Source organism: Candidatus Poriferisocius sp., assembly GCF_965204145.1.
Taxonomy (GTDB): Bacteria; Actinomycetota; Acidimicrobiia; order Acidimicrobiales; family Bin134; genus Poriferisocius.
In genome coordinates this window covers 1,635,135-1,658,530 of record NZ_OZ241977.1, presented here as the reverse complement: position 1 = coordinate 1,658,530, position 23,396 = coordinate 1,635,135, and the positions used below count along the sequence as shown (strand labels likewise).

The 23,396-nt window shown below is 66.4% G+C and carries 21 protein-coding genes; 15 read left to right on the top strand and 6 right to left on the bottom strand.

Annotated features, from left to right (window positions below; genetic code table 11):
- Positions 1–124: 124 nt before the first annotated feature.
- The 3 genes from ACOGI7_RS07605 to ACOGI7_RS07595 are packed head-to-tail and all read left to right on the top strand — an operon-like array spanning position 125 to position 2,129.
- On the top strand, positions 125–643 hold the full coding sequence (locus tag ACOGI7_RS07605; protein WP_419851312.1) for a hypothetical protein: 519 nt from the start codon (positions 125–127) through the stop codon (positions 641–643).
- Positions 633–1,169: a signal peptidase II gene (lspA, locus tag ACOGI7_RS07600; RefSeq protein ID WP_419851311.1), complete on the top strand. Its 537-nt coding sequence runs from the start codon at positions 633–635 to the stop codon at positions 1,167–1,169. The genes ACOGI7_RS07605 and lspA overlap by 11 nt, the downstream gene beginning before the upstream one ends.
- A gap of 15 nt (positions 1,170–1,184) precedes the next feature.
- Complete coding sequence (locus ACOGI7_RS07595; RefSeq protein ID WP_419851310.1) at positions 1,185–2,129, top strand: RluA family pseudouridine synthase; 945 nt, start codon at positions 1,185–1,187, stop codon at positions 2,127–2,129.
- Between the two features lie 27 nt (positions 2,130–2,156).
- Here the strand turns inward: ACOGI7_RS07595 and ACOGI7_RS07590 are convergent, their stop codons facing one another.
- Complete coding sequence (locus tag ACOGI7_RS07590; RefSeq protein ID WP_419851309.1) at positions 2,157–2,600, bottom strand: RrF2 family transcriptional regulator; 444 nt, start codon at positions 2,598–2,600, stop codon at positions 2,157–2,159.
- A gap of 60 nt (positions 2,601–2,660) precedes the next feature.
- On the opposite strand from ACOGI7_RS07590, the gene ACOGI7_RS07585 reads away from it, so the two are divergent.
- The 11 genes from ACOGI7_RS07585 to ACOGI7_RS07535 all read left to right on the top strand — a co-directional run bounded on the left by ACOGI7_RS07585 (position 2,661) and on the right by ACOGI7_RS07535 (position 13,818).
- On the top strand, positions 2,661–3,848 hold the full coding sequence (locus ACOGI7_RS07585; RefSeq protein WP_419851308.1) for an alkaline phosphatase family protein: 1,188 nt from the start codon (positions 2,661–2,663) through the stop codon (positions 3,846–3,848).
- Between the two features lie 43 nt (positions 3,849–3,891).
- Complete coding sequence (locus ACOGI7_RS07580) at positions 3,892–4,392, top strand: proteasome activator (RefSeq protein ID WP_419851307.1); 501 nt, start codon at positions 3,892–3,894, stop codon at positions 4,390–4,392.
- A gap of 139 nt (positions 4,393–4,531) precedes the next feature.
- Positions 4,532–8,059 (top strand): DNA polymerase III subunit alpha, encoded by a 3,528-nt coding sequence (gene dnaE, locus ACOGI7_RS07575; RefSeq protein WP_419851306.1) that lies wholly within the window; start codon positions 4,532–4,534, stop codon positions 8,057–8,059.
- A 130-nt stretch (positions 8,060–8,189) separates the two neighbouring features.
- On the top strand, positions 8,190–8,882 hold the full coding sequence (locus ACOGI7_RS07570) for a hypothetical protein (protein ID WP_419851305.1): 693 nt from the start codon (positions 8,190–8,192) through the stop codon (positions 8,880–8,882).
- 26 nt (positions 8,883–8,908) lie between these two features.
- Complete coding sequence (locus ACOGI7_RS07565) at positions 8,909–9,469, top strand: nitroreductase family protein (RefSeq protein ID WP_419851304.1); 561 nt, start codon at positions 8,909–8,911, stop codon at positions 9,467–9,469.
- Positions 9,466–9,954, top strand: a complete 489-nt coding sequence (locus tag ACOGI7_RS07560; RefSeq protein ID WP_419851303.1) for a nuclear transport factor 2 family protein — start codon at positions 9,466–9,468, stop codon at positions 9,952–9,954. Before ACOGI7_RS07565 ends, ACOGI7_RS07560 begins: the two co-directional genes overlap by 4 nt.
- A 68-nt stretch (positions 9,955–10,022) precedes the next feature.
- Positions 10,023–10,412, top strand: coding sequence for a Zn-ribbon domain-containing OB-fold protein (locus ACOGI7_RS07555; protein ID WP_419851302.1), 390 nt, complete (start codon positions 10,023–10,025; stop codon positions 10,410–10,412).
- 35 nt (positions 10,413–10,447) lie between these two features.
- Positions 10,448–11,647 (top strand): thiolase family protein, encoded by a 1,200-nt coding sequence (locus tag ACOGI7_RS07550; RefSeq protein ID WP_419851301.1) that lies wholly within the window; start codon positions 10,448–10,450, stop codon positions 11,645–11,647.
- Between the two features lie 33 nt (positions 11,648–11,680).
- Complete coding sequence (locus ACOGI7_RS07545; RefSeq protein ID WP_419851300.1) at positions 11,681–12,748, top strand: zinc-dependent alcohol dehydrogenase; 1,068 nt, start codon at positions 11,681–11,683, stop codon at positions 12,746–12,748.
- 12 nt (positions 12,749–12,760) lie between these two features.
- Positions 12,761–13,564, top strand: coding sequence for an SDR family NAD(P)-dependent oxidoreductase (locus ACOGI7_RS07540; protein WP_419851299.1), 804 nt, complete (start codon positions 12,761–12,763; stop codon positions 13,562–13,564).
- An 11-nt stretch (positions 13,565–13,575) separates the two neighbouring features.
- Positions 13,576–13,818: a NifU family protein gene (locus ACOGI7_RS07535; RefSeq protein ID WP_419851298.1), complete on the top strand. Its 243-nt coding sequence runs from the start codon at positions 13,576–13,578 to the stop codon at positions 13,816–13,818.
- Between the two features lie 17 nt (positions 13,819–13,835).
- On the opposite strand, the gene ACOGI7_RS07530 is transcribed toward ACOGI7_RS07535, so the two are convergent.
- On the bottom strand, positions 13,836–17,369 hold the full coding sequence (locus ACOGI7_RS07530; protein ID WP_419851297.1) for a fibronectin type III domain-containing protein: 3,534 nt from the start codon (positions 17,367–17,369) through the stop codon (positions 13,836–13,838).
- A 141-nt stretch (positions 17,370–17,510) separates the two neighbouring features.
- Positions 17,511–19,505: a thioredoxin domain-containing protein gene (locus tag ACOGI7_RS07525; protein WP_419851296.1), complete on the bottom strand. Its 1,995-nt coding sequence runs from the start codon at positions 19,503–19,505 to the stop codon at positions 17,511–17,513.
- 55 nt (positions 19,506–19,560) lie between these two features.
- Here ACOGI7_RS07525 and ACOGI7_RS07520 point away from each other — a divergent pair, with 55 nt between their 5' ends.
- Positions 19,561–20,409, top strand: coding sequence for a 1,4-dihydroxy-2-naphthoate polyprenyltransferase (locus ACOGI7_RS07520; RefSeq protein WP_419851295.1), 849 nt, complete (start codon positions 19,561–19,563; stop codon positions 20,407–20,409).
- On the opposite strand, the gene ACOGI7_RS07515 is transcribed toward ACOGI7_RS07520, so the two are convergent.
- The 3 genes from ACOGI7_RS07515 to mshD are packed head-to-tail and all read right to left on the bottom strand — an operon-like array spanning position 20,406 to position 23,377.
- On the bottom strand, positions 20,406–21,953 hold the full coding sequence (locus ACOGI7_RS07515; protein WP_419851294.1) for an AMP-binding protein: 1,548 nt from the start codon (positions 21,951–21,953) through the stop codon (positions 20,406–20,408). The two genes, ACOGI7_RS07520 and ACOGI7_RS07515, sit on opposite strands and share 4 nt — an antisense overlap.
- 12 nt (positions 21,954–21,965) lie before the next feature.
- The gene (locus tag ACOGI7_RS07510; protein WP_419851293.1) at positions 21,966–22,682 is read right to left on the bottom strand and encodes a ubiquinone/menaquinone biosynthesis methyltransferase; all 717 of its coding nucleotides are present in this window, start codon (positions 22,680–22,682) and stop codon (positions 21,966–21,968) included.
- Positions 22,679–23,377, bottom strand: coding sequence for a mycothiol synthase (gene mshD / locus ACOGI7_RS07505; protein ID WP_419851292.1), 699 nt, complete (start codon positions 23,375–23,377; stop codon positions 22,679–22,681). The genes ACOGI7_RS07510 and mshD overlap by 4 nt, the downstream gene beginning before the upstream one ends.
- Positions 23,378–23,396: the final 19 nt, after the last annotated feature.

The following is a 23,396-nucleotide window of genomic DNA, read 5'->3' as shown; positions in this document are numbered from 1 at the left end:
AGAAACTGGGAAATCACAAAATAACCCGTCCCCAATCTGGTTCAGACATCGTTAAGCCTCTCTCAGCCCTTGATGGGCCATATGGGAGTAATTCGCGGCGGCGGCGGCTACACTCCCGCCTGCAATGGCTGCAAAGAAGACCGCACCGAAACAGTCGGCCCCAAAAAAGACGGCTCAAAAAACGACGGCTTCAAAAGGGTCGACCCAGAAGAAGGCCAGCAAGCCGAAGTCCACCGCCAGCAAGTCGACTGCCGGCAAGTCCGCGGCCAAAAAGCCGCTGTTCGACAAGAAGTACCTCGACAAGCAGCGGCGGCTGCTCATGGAGGAGCGCAGCCGCTACGTCACCTCGGCTACCCGCCTCAAAGCTGAGGCCGACTCCTTAGTGGAGGAACGAGAGCCGGGGGATGTCCAGTTCGACGAGGAATCGGGTGAGGGCGACACCCTGGCTGTGGAGCGCGAGCGGGACTTGGCCCTCAGCGCCCATGCCCGCGCCGCGGTCGATCAGATCGACGCCGCCCTGGCCCGGATCGACAACGGCACCTATGGCATCTGCCTGGTCTCGGGCAAGCCGATTCCCCGGCAACGGCTCAACGCCATCCCATGGGCGGCGGAGCGGGTTGAGCACAAAGCCGGTGGGTTCTAAGGCCTCCGAGGCAGAGCTCCGATCTCGCCGCCACAATCTGGTCTTGCTGGGGGTGGCCGCCTTCGTGGTGGCCGTTGACCAGCTGACCAAATGGTGGGCGCTCGAAGCGCTTGACGACCAGGACATCGATCTGTTTTGGACTCTGCGGCTGCATTTGGTCCACAACACCGGTGCGGCCTTCGGGCTGGGACAAGGCCTAGAGGTTGTCATCGCGATAGTGGCCCTGCTGTTCGTGATTGTGGTGGCGTGGGCCAGCTGGGGTGGCCGCCGATTGTCCCTGCCGCCGGTGCTTCTGGGCATGATCCTGGGCGGCGCAATCGGCAATCTGGCCGATCGGGCCGTGCGGGCCGGTGACGGGTTTCTCGGCGGGGCTGTGGTCGACTTCATCGATCTCCAATGGTGGCCGGTGTTCAACGCCGCCGACTCCGTCATCGTGGTGGCCGGAGTCATCCTGGTGTTGACCGCCCCCCGCTACCGCCAACCGCTGCCGGTTGACGAGCCTGATGAACTGGTCGACGAGCCCTGAGCGTCTGGGCATCTGATGAGTCCTGATGGGGTAGTCCCCGAGGCATTGGCCGGCGAGCGCCTCGATCGGGTGGTGGCGCTGGTGTGGGAGTGCAGCCGGGCCGAGGCGGCCAGGCTGATCGACCAGGAGAAGGTGGCGGTCAATGCCGTTCCCGCCGGCTCCCGGTCCCAGAGGCTGGCCGCCGGTGATCGCATCTCCCTGTCCGAGGAGCCTGCGGTCGGCTCAGCGGCGCTGGAGCCTGATCTCTCGGTGGAGTTGGATGTGGTCCATGCCGACGAACACGTGATCGTGGTGAACAAGCCGGCCGATCTGGTGGTCCACCCCGGGTCGGGCAATGCCGCCGGGACCATGGTGAACGGCCTGCTGGCCCGCTATCCCGAGATCGCCGGCGTGGGAGACACAGAGCGCCCCGGCATCGTCCACCGCCTCGACCGGGGCACATCGGGGCTGCTGATGGTGGCCCGCACCCAGGCCGGCTACCAGGCTCTAACCGCGGCGCTGGGCCGACGCGAGGTACACCGGGGCTATGTCGCCCTGGTACAGGGGATGCCGGGCGACGACCGGGGGGTGATCGACGCCCCAGTGGGCCGGTCCACCCGCCACCCCACCAAAATGGCGGTGAAAGCCGACGGCCGCCCAGCCCGCACCCACTACGAGGTGACCGACCGCATGCCGGCCCGCACCGAGTCCCAAGACGAGCCGGTGCCATTCGACTCGGCTCGTCTGGAGCTGCGGCTGGAAACCGGGCGCACCCATCAGATTCGGGTCCATCTGGCGGCCATCGGCCACCCGGTGTTGGGTGACGGTCTCTACGGAGGCCCCAGTGCTCCCGGCATCAGCCGCCCTGCCCTCCATGCCCACACCTTGGGCTTCGAACACCCGGAGAGCGGCCAGCCGCTCCGATTCGAAGCAGAGATACCCGAAGACTTCTCCCTCCTCTACCGGCTCCTCAGGGGGTAGAGGCGATACGCGTCAGTCCGATGCGCGTCAATCTGATCCTGGCCAGGGGAGGAGGCCGCGTGAGGTTTTGGCTATGTCATCCAGGGTGTAGTCGCTCAGCAGGTCGTGCATGATGTCGCCCACATGGGTCCAGATGGCCAAAAGCACGCATTGGCCCTCGTGATCGCAGGCGCCGTCTCTATGGGGCTCGCCAAAGTCGCCCAGCACAATGGGCCCGTCCACCGCGCTCACTATCTCGCTCAGCTTGATCTCGGAGGCCGGTCGAGCCAGGGCGTAGCCGCCCCCCGCTCCCCGCTTGGAGCGCACCAGCCCGGCGCCCTTCAGCGCTTGGAGGATCTGCTCCAGATAGGGCTGGGGGAGTCCGGTGCGCTCGGCGATATCCCGCGCCGAGGTGGGACCGGACTCGTCGGCGTGCAGGGCCAAAGACAGCAGCGCCCGGCTGGCGTAGTCCCCTCGAGTCGACACCCTCACGAGCCATCACACTACTTCTCAATCTTCTCCGCATGGTTGAGCCGATAGTTTGAGTGCTGAATGGGAAGTCCCAGCCAGCCCGACACCTCAACAGCCAGCGGTCCAACCACCGGCTTTCCGATGCTGCCCGACTACCGGGGGTCTTGTCTGAGCAATGTGGTGCCAGCCCTGCTGGGTCCACCCGATGCCGCCCAATGGCTGCCCGCCCCGATCCAAGAGGCCAAAGCGGTGGTCTTGCTGTTGGTGGACGGGATGGGCTGGGAGCAGCTCCAGGATCGGACCGAGCTGACCCCGGTGCTGTCGGCCATGGAGGGAGGCCCGATCACCACGGTGGCCCCAACCACGACCACCACCGCGTTGACCTCCCTGGTAACCGGAGCGTCGCCGGGCGAGCACGGCCTGATCGGCTACCAGATCTACACCCAAGGGCAGGTGCTCAATGCCTTGCGGTGGACCGCGGGTCCCAAGCCGTCGGATGCCCGCAAGACAATCGTTCCCGAGCAGTTCCAAACCCGACCGGCATTCTTCGGACGACGGGTGCCGGCGGTGGGCCGGAGCGAGTTCGAGGGAACCGGCTTCACCCGGGCCCACCTCGACGGAGTGGACCACAAGGGGTACAAGCTGACCAGCTCCATCGCGGTGGAGGTGCAGAAGCTGGTGGACGGGGGTGAGCCCCTGGTGTACGCCTACTACGACGGGCCCGACCGGATCGCCCACGAATACGGATTCGGCCCCTACTTGGACGCCGAGTTCGCGGAGGTAGACCGGTTGGTGGCCCAGATCCTGGCTGTGCTGCCCCCCGAGGCGGCCCTGCTGGTGGTGTCTGACCACGGCCAGGTCATGGTGGGCGACAACAAGGTGGAGCTGGCCCGCGACGTGCTGGGTCTGACGGCGGTGACTTCGGGGGAGGCCCGATTCCGCTGGCTCCACGCCCGTCCTGGCCGAGCCGGCGAGCTCCTCGAAGCGGCCGCCGAGCACTACAGCCGCCATGGTCTGGTGGTCGACCGGCAACAGGTACTGGACGAGGGGTGGTTCGGCCCCCACGTGGGATCGGAGGCCCGCTCTCGGATGGGCGACGTGGCCCTGGTGCCCTGCGACCCGGTGGCCTTTGTCGAACCCAAGCCCGCGTCCCGGGGCATCGGCGGCGGAGGAGGCCGGCCGCCGTTTGAGCTGCTGGCCCGGCATGGATCGCTGACGTCGGCCGAGATGCTGGTTCCCTGCCTGGGCGCGTTCGGCACCAGAACGTGAGGGCGTTGCCTGACTCTGGCGGCTAGCCGGTAGATTTCCAGCCATGGCAGAAACTCCTCATCCGCCACCGGCCGAAACCGTTGAGGTTGTCCACGAGGGGCCGCAGCCCGACGGCGATCCCGCTGACCTGCCGTCGGCCCGCGAGGCGATTGAGCAGCCGGCCAAGGTCATGAGGGTCGGCACGATGATGAAGCAGCTCTTGGAGGAGGTCCGCCAGGCCTCCCTCGACGAGTCGAGCCGCGACCGGCTGCGGGAGATCTACGCCACATCTATCGAGGAGCTGGGCTCGGCGCTGTCCCCCGACCTGCGCGACGAGCTCGACCGCCTGATACTGCCCTTCCCCGAGGACCACCCTCCCAGCCAAGCCGAGCTTCAGGTGGCGAAAGGCCAGCTGGTGGGCTGGCTGGAAGGCCTCATCCAGGGCATCCAGGCCGCCCTGTTCGCTCAACAGGTCTCGGCCCAGCAGCAACTGGCCAACATCCGCGCCGAACTCCCTCCCGGTGCTCACACTCAAACCGAGCGCGAGCCGGGAACTTATCTGTAAGAGCCCGCCAACCAGGGGAAAGGCGCCAATTCGGCGAGGGACAGCATGTGTCTCCCAGTCTTGGTATGGTCAATACGAGGCCAAACCACAAGCCTGTAAGTTATCCACACGCAGGCCACAGACTGTCCACAGGAGAACCGTGTCCAGTTCCTTTACCCATCTCCACGTCCACACCGAGTACTCCATCCTAGACGGCGCCTCCCGGGTGAGCGAGCTCGTCCAGGCCGCCGCCGCCGACGGGCAGCCTGCGCTGGGAATGACCGACCACGGCAACATGTACGGGGTCGTCGACTTCTACCGGACTTGCCACGCCGAGGGGATCAAGCCGGTCATCGGCACCGAGGCCTACATGGCCCACGAAACCCGGAGCGAGCGGCCCGCCCGGCGGGGCAAGCTCGACGACAGCGGGGGCAGCACTGAGGGAGGCCAGAAGCTCTACTACCACCTCACACTGTTGGCCGAGAACAACGCTGGCTACAAGAACCTCATCCAACTGTCCAGTCGGGCGTTCCTCGAGGGCTACTACTACAAGCCCCGGCTCGACTGGGAGCTGCTGGCCGAGCACAGTGAGGGGCTGATCTGCTCCACCGGCTGTCTGGGCGGCCACGTGCTCCAGGCCCTGCTGCGCGACGACTACGACGACGCCGTGGCCAAAGCGGCCCGCCTCCAGGACATCTTCGGGAAGGACAACCTGTTCGTGGAGATCCAAGACCACGGCATCGACGCGCAGATCCGCACCAACCCCGAATTGATCAAGCTGGCCCGCCAGATCAATGCCCCCCTGTTGGCCACCAACGACAGCCACTACACCCATCGGCACGATGCCGAAGCCCACGATGCCCTGTTGTGCGTGCAAACCGGCTCGCTGGTGAGCGACACCGACCGCTTGAAGTTCGACGGCAGCGAGCACTACCTCAAGACGGCGGCGGAGATGCGCCATGTGTTCTCCGACCTCATCCCGGCCTGCGACAACACGCTGCTGATCGCGGAGCGGGCCAATGTGGAGATCGAGTTCGGCAAGCCGCAGCTCCCCGACTTCCCCATCCCCGACGAATACGAGAACGCCGACGACTACCTCCAAGCCCTGACCTTGGCCGGGGCCGAAGCCCGGTGGGGGAGTCCCCTCACCGACGAGGTGGCCGACCGCCTGGCCTATGAGCTCAAGGTCATCTCCGACATGGGCTTCTCGTCGTATTTCCTGATCACCTGGGACCTGATCCGCTATGCCCGGGAGCGGGGCATCCGAGTGGGCCCGGGCCGAGGCAGCGCGGCGGGGTGCGCGGTGGCCTACTCCCTGCGGATCACCGACTTGGATCCAATCCGATACGACCTGCTGTTCGAGCGCTTCCTCAACCCGTCCCGGATCTCCATGCCCGACATCGACATGGACTTCGACTCCCGCTACCGGGACGAGATCATCCGCTACGCCTCCCACAAGTACGGCGAGGACCATGTGGCCCAGATCATCACCTTCTCCACGATCAAGGCCCGGGCCGCGGTGCGCGACAGCGCCCGGGTGCTGAACTACCCCTACGCGCTGGGCGACAAGCTGGCCAAGGCCATGCCCCCCCTGGTGCTGGGCCGCGACACCCCGCTGTGGGCCTGCCTGGAGAAGACCGATGAGTACGCCGACGGCTACACCGCGGCCGCCGAGCTGCGGGCGATGTGCGACAGCGACGAGGACGCCCGCAAGGTGGTCGATGTGGCCCGGGGCTTGGAGGGTCTGCGCCGCCAGGACAGCATTCACGCCGCCGCCGTGGTGATCACCAAGGACCCACTCACCGAGCACCTCCCCATCCAGCGCAAGGCCTCGCCGGGGCAAACCCTCGAAGAGGCCCCCATCGTCACCCAGTACGAGATGCACGCGGTGGAGGACCTGGGGCTGCTCAAGATGGACTTCTTGGGCCTGCGGAACCTCGACGTGATCGAGGACACCGCCGGACTTATCAAGCAGTCCCACGGCGTGGACTTCGATATCGACAACGTGCCGCTGGACGATGCGGCCACCTATGAGCTGCTGGCCCGCGGAGACACCATCGGGGTGTTCCAGCTGGAGAGCGGTCCGATGCGCTCGTTGATCCGATCGCTGAAGCCCACCTGCTTCGACGACGTGGCCGCCCTGGTGGCTCTCTACCGGCCCGGCCCGATGGCGGCCAACATGCACAACGACTACGCCGACCGCAAGAACGACCGCAAACCGGTACAGGTGTTCCACGAGGACGCCGCCGACATCCTGGGCGATACCTACGGGCTGATGATCTACCAGGAGAGTGTGATGCGGGTGGCCCAGCGATTCGCCGGCTATTCCCTGGCCGATGCCGACAACCTCCGCAAGGCCTGCGGCAAGAAGGACCGGGTGCTCATGGCCAAAGAGCGCGACTCCTTCGTGGCCGGTTGCGAGAAGAGCGGGTACGGCTCGGACTTGGGCACCCAGCTCTTCGACATCATCGAGCAGTTTGCCGACTATGCCTTCAACAAGAGCCACTCCTATGGCTACGGGCTCATCGCCTATCAGTGCGCCTACCTCAAGGCCAACTACTCGGTGGAGTACATGGCCGCCCTGTTGACCAGCGTCAAGAACAAGCTGGAGAAGGCCGCCGTGTACTTGGCCGAGTGCCGCCAGATGGGGATCACGGTGGCGCTGCCCGACGTGAACCTCTCCGAGTCGGACTTCGCCGCCATCGGTGCCCCAGACGGGGAGAAGGCCATCTCCTTCGGGCTGTCGGCCATCCGCCACATGGGCACGGGCACCGCCCAGATGGTCCTCGACGAGAGGAGGGAGAACGGACCGTTCGGCGACTTCCACGACTTCTGCTCGCGGGTCGATCCGATAGTGCTCAACAAGGGCGTCGTGGAAGCCCTCATCAAGGCAGGCTGCTTCGACTCGTTCGGCCATCCCCGACAAGGGCTGCTCAACGTGTCGGAAGACATCGTCCGCCGCAGTATCCAACAGCAGCGGGAGCGCAGCCAGGGCATCATGAGCTTGTTCGGCGGGGACAGCGAGGAGAGCTTCGAGGAGCGCATCGATGTCCCCGACGTCGAGTTCGACAAAGTCCGCAGGCTGGCCGCCGAGAAGGAGATGCTCGGGCTCTATGTGTCCGACCATCCCATCATGGGCATGGAGGGGGTGCTGGCCCGAAAGACCACCCATCGGATCGACCAGTTGGCCGAAGTGGAGGAAGGAACATCGGTCAAAGTGGGCGGGGTGGTCAGCAATATGCGCAAGCGATGGACCCGCAAAGGCGACCAGATGGCGTCGTGTGATCTCGAGGACATGTACGGGAGCATGGAGGTGACCCTGTTCCCCCGAGCCATGGAAGAGCACGGCCACAAGCTGGTCGACGATCTGGTGGTGGTGCTCGAAGGGCGCCTGGACCGGCGCGACGACGAGCCCGGCCTGATCTGCTTTGCAGTGGAGCCGATCGATCCGGCCTCAGCAAACGGGCAAGCTGCTCTGAAACTGAATCTTGGATCCAACGGCCTGTCTCCTGAGCGAATCGACTCTCTGAAGTCGATTTTTGCCTGCCATCCAGGCAAGTCCGAGGTGATCTTGATGCTCGGAGAAGGCAAGGGGATCAAGCTCTCCTCGGCCTATGGAGTGGACGCGGGGAGTGGGCTAATCGGCGAGTTGCGAGAAATGCTGGGAGAGCACGCGGTAGCGGTGTAGCCCGACTAGCTGGCGTTTTGCCGGGGGAATTCAATCCCCAAAAACCCTTGTGTTCCTGCGGGTTTGCGCGCCTACCGGGGCGATTGATGGACTATAGGGGTGCCCACGGGCGGATATCTGTGGGGGATCAGTGAGCAAGGAGGGCGAGCGGCGCATGGCAATCGACGTCGAAACCAAGGACTGCACAGCGGTCACCGACGCTGAACTGGCCGAAATGGCCGACATGTGTGCTGACGGCCCCAACCCGTTTTCGGTGGGGCTGCTCTCCAAGCAGACCGAGGAGTGGGTGCTCATCTCCACCGCTCGGGAAAACGGGAAGCTCCGGGGGTTCTCCTTCTCCACCCTGGAGCGCATCGGCGGCACGCCGAGCGTGCTGGTGGGCCTGGCCTCGGTGGCTCGCACCTCAAAGCGCAGCACCGTTCTCCGCCAGCTCACCGAGGCGCAGCTCCATCGGGCGCTCATGGCCTTCCCCGATGAGGACGTGCTCATGGGCACCCAGTTCGACAACGCCGGCGGGTTCGATGCCTTCAAGCCCCTGGTCGAAATCGTTCCCCGTCCCGGACACAAGGCCTCCGGGGAGGAGCGGGCGTGGGGCCGCCGATTGGCGAAGCGGTTCAGCATCAGCGCCTCCCGATATCTCGACCGGGACTTCCGGGTGGTGGGAGACGACGGTCAGGCCTGCCTGCTGGACTACGAGACCACCAAGCCCGAGAGCATCGACCCCGATGTGGAGGCCCTGTTCGACAAGGTGGACCGCGCCGGCGGCGACACCATGATCGCCTTCGGCTGGATCATGGCCGAAGACCTGCTCAAGTACGCCTGAGCGACACACCGCCCATTCGGCGGCCGATGTGCCGCAACTTTCTCCCCGATCCGCTTCCCGACGGGCTGGTACCCGAATTGCTCGACCAGGCTCGCCGGGCCCCGTCGGCGGGCAACGCCCAGGCTGTTGAGTTCTGCGTCGTCACCCACCCCGAGGATTACTGGCGGCTGACCCTCACCCCTGAACGCCGAGCCGAGTTCCCTTGGCCCGGTCTGCTGGTTGCTCCCGTCCTTTTGGTGGTGCTTACCGATCCCGAGCGCTACGTCCAGCGCTACGCCGAGCCCGACAAGGCCCACACCGGCCTCGGCGATGGCCCCGACTCCTGGCCTGTTCCCTACTGGTGGGTCGATGCCGGCATGGCGGTACACAGTCTGCTGTTGGGGGCCAGCGCGGCCGGTTTGGGATCGTGTTTTTTCGGCGCCTTCGAGCACGAAGCCGCCGTGGTCAAGGGCCTCGGCATTCCCAGCGACCGGCGAGTTGTCGGCATCGTGGCCCTGGGCTACCCCGCAGCCGGTCGCCCCAGTTCCTCCGCCGCCCGCCCCCGTAGGCCTCTGGACGAGGTTGTCTACTACGGTGACCCGCTATGAACATGCCTGATCCCGTCGACCGCCTGGCCATTGAAGACGTCATCGTCCGCTACACGATTGCCATCGATGAGAAGGACTGGGACCTCCTCGACACGGTCTTCACCCCCGACGCCCATCTGGACTACTCCTCGTCGGCCCCCGGCGTGGACGACGCCAACGCCGACTACCCCACGGTCAAGCGGTGGCTCCAGGCCGCCCTGTCCATCTTTCCCATGACCCAGCACATGGTGGGCAAGACCTACATCCGCTCCTGGGACGGCGACACCGCCCAATGTACGACGCTCTTCCACAACCCCATGGGAATGCCCGTCGACGACGACAAGAAGTTCGATCCCAGCGGATCGCAGTTGCACTTGTTCTTCGTGGGCGGCTGGTACCACGACACTGTCTCCCGGACCCCCGACGGCTTCCGCATCGTCAAGAAGGTGGAAATCGGGGGCTACATGGAGGGCGGGTTTCCTGACGGCTTCGACATTCCCCAGTAGCCGTTTATCGCCTCGCCCGGCCAGCGCAGTTGGGCCGCGGCAACAGCCGCTGAGGTAATCTGCCCGTCGTGCAAATCCCACTGGTGGACTATCTCGTCTTGGGCGATGAGCCCCATCTGCAAGCCAACGAGTGCACCAATTGCGGTGCCCGCTTCTTCGGCCGGCGCAACGCCTGCTCCCATTGCGGCCACCGGGAGTTCAAACCGGTGCGGGTGAGCGACACCGGCACGCTGCGCACCTTCAGCATCGTCTACCGGGCTGCCCCCACCATCCCCACGCCCTACGTCTCGGCCATCGTGCTTACCGACGACGGCACCTCGGTCCGCTCCAATCTCATCAACATCGAGCCCGATCCCACCAAGATCTCGCTCGGCATGAAGGTAAAGCTCGACACCTATGTGGTGGGCACCGACGACGACGGCCAAGAGGCGGTCGCCTTCGGCTACGCCCCGGCATGACAAGCTGATCAAACCCAATCAACAGGAGGCCGAAAATGGCGCAAGATATCTGGGTTCTGGGAACGCACATGACGGCGTTCGGCCGCTACCCCGACCAGGATGCGGTGGATCTGGCCTCCACCGCCGCCTTGGGCGCGCTCGACGACGGCGGCGTGGCCATCTCCGATATGGATCTCTTGGCCTGCGGGACCCTGTTCCAGGCGAACGCCGGCATGGGCCAGCAGGTGCAGAAGCAGATCGGCCAGACCGGCATCCCGGTGTACAACGTGTCCAACGCCTGTGCCACCGGGGCCACCGCCCTGCGCACGGTGATCATGGCCATCCGGGCGGGCGAGGCCGACATGGGCCTGGCCATCGGCGTGGAGCAGATGGGCAAGATGGGCCTGTTGGCCGGCGGCGCCCGCAAAGAGAAGAACGTGTACGAGCCGTCGGGCCGCTACGGCGCGGTCATGCCCATCGACGGCATCTTGGGCACCGACACCATGCCCGGCGTGTTCGCCCAGGCCGGCATGGAGTACGCCAACGACAACGACGGGGTGGGCTTCGAGCAGTTCGCCAAGGTGGCCCAGAAGAACCACGCCCACTCCACGCTCAACCCCCTGGCTCAGTACCAGAAGGAGTTCAGCCTCGAAGAGGTCATGGGCTCGCCGATGCAGTCGTACCCCAACACCTTGCTGATGTGCTGCCCCACCGGCGACGGGGCCGCGGCCTGCGTGCTGGTGGGCGAGGAGCGCTTCGCCACGCTCAGCCGCGAGCAGCAGTCCCGGGCGGTGAAGATCTCCGCCTCGGTGCTCACCACCGATCCCTACGTGGAATCCGGCGCCATGCAGCCCGATGTGAACACCCTCACCCGCAACGCCGCCCAAGCCGCCTACGAGCAGGCCGGGGTGGGCCCCGAAGACCTCAGCCTGGTGGAGCTGCACGACTGCTTCGCCACCGCCGAGCTCATCCACTACGACAACTTAGGGCTGTGCGAGCCGGGGGGCGCGGGCGACTTCATCGACCGGGGCGCCCCGTGGCGCGACGGCGACACCCCGGTGAACGTGTCGGGCGGCCTCATCTCCAAGGGCCATCCCATCGGGGCCACCGGCGTGGCCAACGTCTACGAGGTGGCCACCCATTTGCGGGGCGAGGCCGGCGACCGCCAGATCGAGGGGGCCAACGTGGGGTTGGCCCACGTGATCGGCCTCGGCTCGAGCTGCGGCGTCCACATTTTGGAGAAGAGCGGGATCTAGCAACCCGAAGCCCCCGAGAGAGAGGCGGCGACCATGAGCAGCACTTGTCGGGGCGTGGTCTTCAACGGCGACGGCACCTTCCAGATGCGGGACGACTTCCCGGTGCCCGAGCCGCCGCCCGGTGGCGGCGTGCTCAAGGTGGAGGCCGTGGGCATGTGCGGCAGCGACGTGGCCCAGCTCCACGGCCACAAGCACGTCCCCGGAGAGAAGGCGCCGCTGGTGCCCGGCCATGAGATCGTCGGCCGGGTTCATGCCCTGGCCGACGACGCCAACCTGGGCGTGGCGGTGGGCGACCGGGTGGCGGTCGATCTGGTTGTGCGGGCCCCGGTTTCGGAGAACAACCCGTTTGGCCTGGGCGAGGTGTACGGATACACGATGGGCCTAGAAGACGGCCACGGGCTGTGGGGCGGCTACGGGGAATACATGGGCGTGTTGCCCAACACCCATCTGGTGAAGCTGACCGACGATGTTGATGCCGCCGAGTTGACCCTGTTCGAGCCGCTGGCCAACGTGTGCAACTGGCTCAGTCGGATGCCCGTGGGCGAGGGTGAAACCGTGGTGGTGCAGGGGCCGGGCCACATGGGGCTGGTGTACGCCGCGGAGGCCAAGCGCCGGGGCGCGGAGACGGTGATCGTCACCGGCACCGATGCCGACGCCCTGCGCCTGGAGGTGGCCCGTGAGGTGGGCGCCGATGTGACCGTCGACGTCACCGCTACTGACTTGGTGGCATTTGTGGCTGAGATCACCGGTGGGGCCATGGCCGACATGGCCGTAGACCTGGCTGATACCACCGCCACTGTGCCCCTATGTCTGAGCCTGGTTCGCCAAGGGGGCAAGGTGCAACTGGCCGGATTGAAGAACTTGGCGCCAGTGGAGATGATCACCGACCTGATCGTGCTCAAGGGTCTAACGGTCCTGGGGGGCAGCGGTTCCACTCCGAACTCGATGAAAGAAGCAGTGGCCATCTTGAACAGCGGGGAGTTCCCCACCGGGCCGCTGCTGGGCGAGGTGTTCGGACTCGACCAGATCGACGAGGCCATGGCCCTGCTCCAGCGCACCGCCGATCACGACGCGGTGCGAGTCGGGCTCCGGCACAGCTAGCGCCACGCGAGGATGAGCGTCGAGATCGACCACTCTGGCAAGGTGGCGCTGGTCACCGGGTCGGGAGCGGGCATCGGCCGGGAGATCGCCCGGTGGATGGCCCGTGCTGGTGCCTCGGTGGCGGTGAACGATGTCCGGGCCGAACAGGCCGACGAGACCGTGGCCCTCATTGCCGATGAAGGGGGCACGGCCCTGGCGTTCGCGGCTGATCTGCGCGATGACGCGGCGGTGGATCAACTAGTGGCTGATGTGGTCGCTTGGGGCGGGAGCTTGGACATTGCCGTCAACAACGTCGGCATGATGGCGGGGCGGTCCCCAACTCGGTTTGTGGACATGGACGGAGAGTTCTGGCGGGATCTTGTCGATCAGAATCTGGTGCTGACCGCGTTGTGCGGGCGGGCTGAGGCGCTGGTGATGATGGAACAGGGCGGCGGGGTGATCATCAACGTCAGCTCGGGGGAGACCACCCGGCCGTCGCCCATGATGTCGAGCTATGCCGCGGCCAAGGCGGCCATCAACCACCTGACGTGGTCGATGGCGGTGGAGCTCGGCCCCCACAACATCCGGGTCAACGCCATCGCCCCCGGCACCACCCCCACCGAATTGGTGAGGGAAGCGTTCCCTCCCGACCACTACGAGGCCATCGTGGCCGCCACGCCGCTGCGCCGGGAAACCCTGCCCGAGGAATTGGGCCGCCTCTCGGTGTATTTGGCCTCCGACCTGGCCCGCTGCACCACCGGCCAGCTCATCCTGGCCGATGCTGGCGCGTTCTTGTCGCGGACTCGGCCCCCGAACCTCGGACAAGACGCCGGTTAGAATCCGTCGCCATGGACCAAGCCCTGTTGGACGAGGCTGTCGGTGAGTTGCGGGCCCTGGTGGCCCTCGACGGCGGCGACGTGGAATTCGTATCAGCCCTCGAGGGCACCGTGGCCTTGCGGCTCATCTTGGAGGGGGCCGAGTGCCGCGAGTGCGTCATGCCCAAAGAGTTCCTCGAGCAGATCGCCCTCGACATGGTGAGCACCCGGCTCACCGAGGTCAGCGCAGTAACCATTGAGGATCCCCGCGGGTAGCGGGGATCCCCACAGTTTTACGGGTTGCTGTCAGCCCAGGGGCTGCTGCCCTTGTTGAAGTTCGCCCGCACCCGCCACTTATAGGTGTAGTAGTCGAGCAGCCTCGTTATCTCGTACGAGGTCGGGGTGGGGTTGTCCACAGTGTTCCTTGCCGTGGTGTGCTGGCGGCTCGATGACCAGCTTTCACAGGTGATGCCTTCGGGGCCGCACGAGCGCCACTGCACCGTGTAGCTGGTCAGCGTCAAGCCAGTTCCAGGCGAAACGCCGCTCCAGCTCGCCGTTGCGGTGCTGGAGCCGGTGATGGTCGTCGGGTCAAGTCCCGTTGGTGTCAACGATGCACCGGGGGTAGCCGCGGTAGAGGCTTCCGACCATGGCCCGGTGCCGCCGGCGTTCCTGGCCTGCACTCGCACTTCGTAGGAGGTGCCAGCGGTCAGCCCGGTCAGTCTGTAGCAATAGGCGCAACTATCGACCGTGGCTTGCGCCAGACTCACGCCCCGTGAACTCCATCTGGTTGTCTCGGTCGCCCGCCACTGGATCGTGAACCCGGTCGGGGTGATTCCCGAATTTGTCCAGGTGATGTCTAGGACTCGCGGATCCTCGTCGGTGTTTGCGGCAGCGACGCCGGTGGGAGTGAAGCTCGTACCAGGGGTTGCCGCCGTAGACGCGTCAGACCATGCGCCCTGGCCATTCCTGTTGCTGGCTCGCACCCGGACCTCGTAGGCGGTCCCGGCGGTCAGTCCGGTGAGCAGGTAGGTGTAGCTCGGAGGACTGGTGGTGTCGAGCCCAGACGAGGAGAGCGACAGGGTGCGGGACGAGCCCCAATTGGTGGCGCCGCTGACCCTGGATTGAACAACGAAGCCGGTCACCGGCAGGGCAACGCTATCTGCGTCGACGCCCCAGGTGTCCCGGGTCCACTCCACGGTCAGCGCCCTCGGGTTGGCGGTGCTCTCGGCTGCGCTCACGCCGGTGGGTTTGAAGCCATCACCCGGTGTTGCCGTGCTGGTGGCGGTGGTTGCCGACCATGGGCCGTAGCCGTAGGCGTTCCTGGCCGAGACCTGCACTTCGTACTCGGTGCCGCCGGTCAGTCCGGTCAGCGTGTAGCAGTAGTCGGTGCAGGAGTCGTCGCCGCCGCCCGCTTGGGTCAGCGTCAGGGTGCGAGAACTCCAGCTTGCATTGGTGGTCTCAGTGGGGCGCCACCGCACTCTGAAGCCGCTCTGAACCGGCCTGTTGGCCTTTGAAGCATCAGTCACGCTCCACGTGAGGGCGAGGTTCCTCGGGTGTCCGGTGACCTCTGCAGCGGCGAGGTCACCGGGGGCGTCGATAGCACCGGGGATCATCGAGACGGTCGGCGACCAAGAGCTGGGATCGTCGTTGGTGTTCACCGTCCGGATTCGCACGTAGTACGTGTCGTCGATGACCAGCGGGCTGCCGAAGTAGTCGGTAATGCTGTGAGTGGCCGTCGTGCTGGTGGTGCTGTCGGGAGAGGGGAAGCTGCTGGTGGTGCTCACCTGGATGAAGTAGTGCCTCACTCCCGGCACGATGGTGGGAGCGGTCCAGGTCAGATCGATTTGGGTGACCCCCGGGTCCGTGTCCCAGTTGATGTTGGTCGGTGGTTGCGACCGGCCGAGCGTGATTCGAGCCAAGCGCGACCATCCGCTTCCCACGGTGCTGTTCACCGCTTGGACCTGCACTTCGTAGACCTCGTATTTGAGGCCGGTAATGGTTGCCGTTGTCGCCGGGGGGCTGCCGGCACCGGTAGTCGGCACCCGCTGCTGGCGGCTGATGGCCGACCAGCCCTCGCAGTTTCTGCCGGTTGAGCCGCACGAGCGCCATTGCACGAGGTAGTGGGTGGGGACCGGATCTCTGCCGGGAACGACGGCCGGCGCGTCCCAGTTCACGGTGATTTCCTTGCCGGTTGCTCCCGCGGCGACCAACTTCACATTGGTGGGCACTCCCGGGTTCTGAAGATCGCTGGCCACGCGCAGGGACTCAGTGAGCGACCAGGTGCCGGGTCCTGATCCGGGCGGCACTCCTTGGATCCTCATGTAGTAGGTGCGGTTGTTGGCCAGGCCGGTGATGTCGCAGTAGAAGTCATCGCCGGTTGCCGTGCTTGCGGCACAGCCTTCGGGCAGACTGGAAGCGTCAACCCGCAGTTGCTGGCTGTTCGACCAACTGCTGGCGCTGGTGCTCCATTGCAGGTGGTAGTAGGCGGGGGTCAACGAGCTGCCGAGCGGCGCGTTCCATGTGGCTCTGATCGTGCCGAACTCCGTGCTCGCCAGCGCGGCGACATCGTCGGCGACCCGGGGGTCGTCTGATGCCCAGATGGGCGGCCCGGCGAGACCGGGGGTGATCGACGGGGTCGTTCTGGAGTTGCCGGAGGGGGAGTAGCGGTTGTTGGTACCCCGCACCGCCTGAACACGGACGTAGTAGGTGTCGAAGTTGGTCAGGCCGGTAATCACGCACTCGAAGTCGGCGTCCGTGTCAGCCGAGGTGGCGCACGGCGCAGTGGGCGAGCCTGCCGTCACGATGATCCTCTGGGTGGAGGGGAAGCTCGAAGCGCTGGTGCTCCACTCCACGTGGTACCGGAACACGTTGGTTCGGTCGGCCAGCGGCCGGCTCCACTTCACGGTGATCTGCTTGTTCCCGGTCTCCAGGAGAACATTCTGCGGGGCGCCCGCATGGTAGGTGGCCGGACTCGAGGCCGTCGGCACCGTCGGCGCAACGAAGGGTCTGCCACCAGTTCCGCCTGTGCCGCCGGTACCCCCAGTGCCGCCGGTGCCACCAGTACCGCCCGTTCCACCGGTTCCGCCGGGGATGCCTGTGCCGTCGCGGTGCGGGGCACATTCGTCTTCTTTTTCCGCATCGGGGTTGCCGAAGCTCGCGGGCACTCTGCGGCACTCGATGGAGAAGAACACCTCGTAGAGGCCGTCTTGCTCCACAGCCAGGCGCTCAAAGGCCTTCTGCCGGGCCACCGTGGCTCGGCGGGTGGTGGGCAGCGAGCAGATATCGGCCACACCATCGTTGTTGGTGTCGAACGGGTAGGTGACCGGGCCCCCGAAACTCAGGTTCAAACAGAACGAGGGGCCGGTGATGACCGGACCGGAGAAGAAGAAGGGATTGGTCGTCTCCACCACGAAACTGGGACGGGGCACCGGCGGGATTGCTCGGTCGCTGGCCCGAGCCGCCCGCGGCTGTGCGCATTCGTCTCTCGGCTCATGATCGGGCTCCCCGTATGACTCATTGACCCGGAGGCACTCATCAGCCCACAACTGGCCGAAATACAGGGGGAATTCGCTGCCGAGCTGTTCCAGCGCGTTCTGACGGGCCGCGGTGGCGCGGCGGGTTGTGTTGAGCGAGCAGATGTTGGCCACGCCGTCGCCAGTGGAGTCGAACGGGTAGGTAACCGGGCCGCCGAGGCTGAGGCTCAAGCAGAACTCTTCGGTGATGGCACGGGGTGTGCTCTGCTCCAGGTTGCCGGTTTGAGCTGACGCGAACGCGGTGATGCTGGCCATGAGCGCGACAACCGCAACAAGTGCTCCGCCCAACTGCATTGCCCGCCTGGGTTTGCTCGTGCCGTTGGACATGCTGCCCTCCAATTTCACATTCGGCGCGCCAATCAATACGCGGCCCCGAAGTTTATCCCAGGCTGGGAGGCATCTGGTGAACCCCAAGCCCTAACCAGCCCATTTTCACTACAGACGAGACAGAAGCTCTTCTTTGGTGGCAGCAGGGGCCTCGCAAGTGTAGTTATGACAGATGTAGGCCAGACCCTCGGTGCGGCCCTCCCAGAGGGGGGAATCGTAGGGCTCTCCCCAGGCCAGCACGGTGTTGGGCCGGTAGTCCTCCCGCACGGCGTCCACCAGATCGGGGCGGTCGCCGCCGATCACCACTTCGGTGAGCCCGGTGGCGTGCATGTCCACCGCTTCGAGCAGATGGCCGAAGCCGCTGGGGTGGTTGGCGGCCACCTCGCCCAACAGCGCCAAGATGTCCTCGGCCCGGTCGAGGTAGTGGTTCTGCCCGGTGAGGGCGCCCAGCCGCAACAGCGCCACCGCCGCGGCGCTGTTGGCCGAGGGGACGGCGTTGTCGGTGATCTCCTTGGGCCGGCAGATGAGCTCCTCGGCATCCGACCCGGTGGTGAACACCCCGCCCCGCTCGTGATCCCAGAACAGCTCCAGCAGCCCGTCGGCCGCCTGGGTGGCCTCGTCGATCCAGCGGGCCTGGCCGGAGGCCTCGCCCAGGCGGGTGAAGGCGTCGGCCACCGCGGCGTAGTCGGCGGCATAGGCCAGGTGGCGGGCCTGGGCGGGGCGGTCGCCGTCGCCGGCCTGCCAAGAGCGCAGCCAGCGGCCGTCGGGCCGGCGCAGCCGGTCGAGCAGGAACCCCCCGTTCTTGACGGCCGCCTCCATCCACTGCTGGTTGCCGGTGGCCGCCGCGGCCTCGGCCAGGGCCGCCAGCATGAGGCCGTTCCACTCCAGCAGCACCTTGTCGTCCAACCCCGGCGGGATGCGCATGTCGCGGGCCGACAGGAGCCGCTCCCGGCTCAGCTCCACATTGGCCGGGCGCAGCAGGTCGCCCCGCACCGGTCGCCACAGGATGTTGTGGCCCTCGAAGTTGCCGCCCTCGGTCACCCCGAACCATGCCATGAACTCCGCGGCGTCGTCGCCCAGCACCGAGGTGATCTGATCGGGGGTCCACACGTAGAACCTGCCCTCCTCGCCCTCGGAGTCGGCGTCGAGCGCCGAGTAGAAGCCGCCGCTGTCGTGGCGCAGGTCTCGCAGCACGAAGCCGATGGTCTCGTTGAGCACCTGCCGGAAGCGGGGCCGGCCGGTCACTTGCCAGGCGTGCAGGTACAAGCGGGCGAACAGGGCGTTGTCGTACAGCATCTTCTCGAAGTGGGGCACGATCCACTGGGCGTCCACCGAGTAGCGGCTGAAGCCGCCGCCGAGGTGGTCGTAGATGCCCCCCGAGGCCATGGCGTCCAACGAGTTGATCACCATGTTGAGAACGTCCTGGTCGCCGCTGTGGAGGTACGAGCGCAGCAGCACCTCTTGGCTCATGGTCTGGGGGAACTTGGGGGCCCCGCCGAAGCCGCCCCAGGCGGCGTCGTACTGCTGGCGCAGGGCGGCGGTCGCCTGGCTCAGAGCCTCGGAGCCGTCGCCGTCGGGAGCTCGGCCGGGGTCGGGCTGGATCAGCGCGGTGCGGTTCAGCGACTGGGTGAGCTGGTCGGCCTGGTTGTGTACGTCGTCGCGGCGGTTGACCCACACGTCTTGGATGCGGTGCATGATGTCGGTGAACGACGGCATCTGGCCCCGGCTGACCTTGGGATAATAGGTGCCGCCGTGGAACGGGCGGCCGTCGGGGGTCATGAACACGGTCATGGGCCATCCCCCCCGCCCGGTGAGGGCCTGGACGGCCTCCATGTAGATGGTGTCCACATCGGGGCGCTCTTCCCGGTCCACCTTGACGTTCACGAACAGCTCGTTCATGACCTTGGCCGTCTCGGGGTCCTCGAACGACTCGTGGGCCATGACGTGGCACCAGTGGCAGGCCGAGTAGCCCACCGACAACAAGATGGGCTTGTCGTCGTCCCGAGCCGCGGCAAACGCCTCGGTGCCCCACGGGTACCAGTCCACCGGGTTGTCGGCGTGCTGGCGCAGATAGGGGCTGGTCTCAGCGCCCAGTCGGTTCATGCCTCCGACACTAACGAACTCCGGCGATGGGCAAGACTTGTGGAGTGATGCTTCGATGAAGCTCTGGGTCCAGGGGGCGCGGCCTCGGACGCTTCCTGCCGCGGTGGTGCCGGTGGCGGTGGGCACTGCGGCGGTGGCGCCCGATGTGGTGTGGTGGCGGGCCGCGGTGGCGCTGGTGGTGGCGGTGGCCCTCCAAGTGGGGGTGAACTACGCCAACGACTACTCTGACGGGATTCGGGGCACCGACGCCAACCGGGTGGGCCCGGCCCGATTGGTGGGCGGCGGCGTGGTGGCGCCCGCACTGGTGAAGCGGGCCGCGTTCGGGGCCTTCGCGGTGGCGGCGGGGGCCGGTTTGGCCTTGGCAGTGGCGGTGGCTCTGTGGTTGGTGGCGGTGGGGCTGGCCTGCATCGCTGCGGGTTGGTACTACACCGGCGGGCGACGGCCCTACGGCTACGCCGGCTTCGGCGAGGTTTTCGTGTTCGTGTTCTTCGGATTGGTGGCCACCGCGGGCACGGCCTTCGTGCAGACCGAGGAACTCACCGCGCTGGCTGTCGTTGCCGCGGTGCCGGTCGGGCTCATGGCCTCGGCGCTGTTGGTGGCCAACAACCTTCGAGACATCCCCCAGGACCGGGAATCGGGCAAGGCGACCCTGGCCGTGCGCCTGGGAGACCGGCGGGCCGCCTGGCTCTACGTTGCCCTGGTGGCGGCGGCCCTGGCGGTGGGCCTCACCATGTCGGTGGCTGTTCCGTGGTCGCCTCTGACGCTGGCTTCGCTGCCACTGGCTGTTCCCGCCGTAGGGCTTGCGCTGTCCGCGGGACCCAAAGCCCCCCTGCTCAACCACACTGCCCGGCTGCATCTGCTGTTCGGGACGTTGTTGACGGTGGCTCTGGCTGTCTCGGCCTAGGCCTTCCAGAAGGGGGCGCGCAGGGCCTGCTTGTTGACCTTGCCCATAGCGGAGCGGCCTAGAAGCTCCTCGCTGATGAAGTCCACTGTGCGGGGGCACTTGTAGTGGGCGATGCGGTCGCGGCAGAAGGCGATTAACTCCGCCTCGGTGGGTGGCTTCCCGGGGTCAACAGGCACCACCAGGGCTTTGAGCTGTTCGCCCATTTCCTCGTCGGGCACGCCGATGCAGGCTGTGTCGGCCACGGCGGGGTGCTCCACCAGTACCTGCTCGGTTTCGGCGGGGTAGATGTTCACCCCGCCCGACACCACCATGTCGGAGAACCGGTCGGTCAGGTACAGGAACCCCTCGTCGTCCACATAGCCGATCTCGCCCAGTGTGAACACCCCCGGTCGCAGGTGGGCGGCCGCCGTCTTCTCCGGGGCGTTGCGGTAGCTGATGCCCCGTCCGCTGGTGTCGATGAAATACACCCGCCCCTCTTGTCCTGGCGGCAGCTCGTTGCCGTGGTCGTCCACGATGAGCACTTCAAACGGAGGCACCGGCTGCCCCACCGAGCCGGGGTGGGCCAGCCAGTCTTCGGAGTTGATGTGGCACGAACCGCCCACCTCGGTGGAGCCGTATCCCTCGGAGATGATGGGACCGAGCCAGTTGATCATGGCCCGCTTCACCGATACCGGGCACGGCGCGCCGCTATGGGTTATCGACACCAGGCTGTCGGTGGAGTAGCGCTCCCGAACCTCGGCGGGCAGTGCCAGCAGTCGGCTGAAGTGGGTGGGCACCATGAATACCCCGTTCACCTGGTAGCGCTCGATGGCCGCCAGGGTGGCCTCGGCATCGAAGCGGCCCATCACCACCACCGGGGCGCCCCCCATGAGGTTGCGGGTGGCCGAGAATGGCCCGGCGTGGTACATCGGTCCCACAACCAGATGGGTGCCGATGGCCGCGTTGGGGGTGGCGCAGGTGGCGAAATACTCGGCCACCGTTTCCCCGCCCCGGAACAGAGCGGGGGGCGCGTCCACCCCTTTGGGCCGACCGGTGGTGCCCGAGGTGTAGAACAGGTGGGGGGCCGGCGGGGTGTCGGTGGGCGGGGGCTCAGCGGAGGCTAGGGCTAGGCCCTTTTCCCAGGAGGACACCTTGGGGTGGTCGGAGCAGCGCCATCCCATCACTGCAATGGGCGGCCTGCCGGTGGTATTCGACGTCGCCTCGGTGGCCAGCAGGCCCCGCTGGGCGGTCTCGGGGCCCACCAGCAGCAGGGCTGAGGCGGAGTCCTCCACGATGTAGGCCAGCTCGTCGGGGGTGAGGTGGAAGTTCACCGGCACGGCGGAAACTCCGGCCAAAGCAGCGGCCACGTAGACGATCACCGTTTCGGTGGAGTTCTCGGCGAACACCGCCAGCCGCCGCTCCGGGCCCAGTTCGAGCGAGTGCAGCAGGTTGGCGGCCCGGTTCATCACCAAGTCGAGCTCGGCCCAGCCCAAAGTGGTCTGCTGATCGGTGAGCGCCATCTGGTCGGGGTCGTCAGCGGGTATGTGCTGGGCCAGCAGGGACATGGGGTGTCGGTTCTAGGGCCTTCGAGTTGCGGTTATCAACTGGGCGATGCCGCCGGAGAGCGCCGTGTGGTTCACGGCGTCGAACCCGTGGCCGGCCAACAGCTCGAGCACCTCGGGTACGGGGGGCAGGTAGGCCACCGATTTGGGGAGGTACTCGTAGGCGGACCGATTCGACAACAGGCCGCCGATTAGGGGAATGACCTTGCCGAAATACAGCCAGTGCCCGGCCCGCATGATCGGGTTGGACGGCTCGGACACCTCCAACAGAGAGATCCGCCCGCCCGGGCGCACTACCCGGGCCAGCTCGGCGAACAGCCCGTCTAGGTCCACCACGTTGCGCAGGGCGAATCCGCAGGTGATCCCGTCGGCGCTCTGGGCCGGAACCGGGAGGCAGAGGGCGTCGCCCAGCACCAGCGGGGCGTGCAGCTTGGCCGAAGCCCGGTATTTGTGGGCGACTTGGAGCATTCCGGCCGACAGGTCGAAGCCCACCGGATTGAATTCGGCGGCTTCTAGGTCTCGGCACAGGTCCCCGGTTCCGCAAGCCAGGTCGAACACCAGCGATCCCGGCGGCAGACGCAGCTCTCGCACCGACCGCCGCCGCCATCGACAGTCCATGCCGAAGGTCAGCAGGCGATTGAGCAAGTCGTAGCGGGGGGCGATGGCATCGAACATCGAACGCACCGCCGCTACTTTGTCTTGACCCTGGGGGAGCGAGGGATCAGTGCTCATGGGGCGGTGAGCCGGTAGGCCCGGTTGGTGGAGTGGTGGTTGAATCCCAGGCTGCGATATGTGGCCACCGCGGGGTCGTTGTCCGACTCCACGTAGAGGAACCCCACGGTGAGGCCCTGGTCGGCCAAGTGATCGAGTCCGGCCAGGGTCATGGGTTTGCCCAGTCCTTGACCGTGGAAGTCGGGGTCTACCGCGATGGCGTAGATCTCGCCCCCTGGCGGGGTTTCGTGGGGGTGGACTTTGGTCCAGCAGAAGCCGGCCAGACGGCCATCGCGCTCGTGGAGCCGGAACCCCTCGGCCTCGAACCACTCCTCCGCCATGCGCTGGGCCAAGTCGTCGGGAGTCAAACCCCCTTGTTCGGGGTGCCAGTGGAAGGCTCGATTGTTCACCCGCAGAAAATCCTGGTCGTCGGTGCCGGGGGCGAAGGCCCGAGTGGCGATGGAGGAGCGGTCGGTGGGCAGAGGGCGCTGCATTCGCCAGAGATCCCGATAGGGGGCAAAGCCGAGATCAGCGGCGAATTGATCGTCGGTATCGCTGGCCTGCTCAATCCACAGTTGCACCGATTTCCCGGCCTCGGCTTGGCCGAGGACTGCCTTGATCTGGCTGGCTGTGTCGTCGTTTCGGGGCTGGTCGGGGCCTGCGGTGATCGACCAAGCAAACTCTCCCTGGTCGGGGCGGACAACCGTGAGCGTCACGGGAACCACGGTAGCGGCC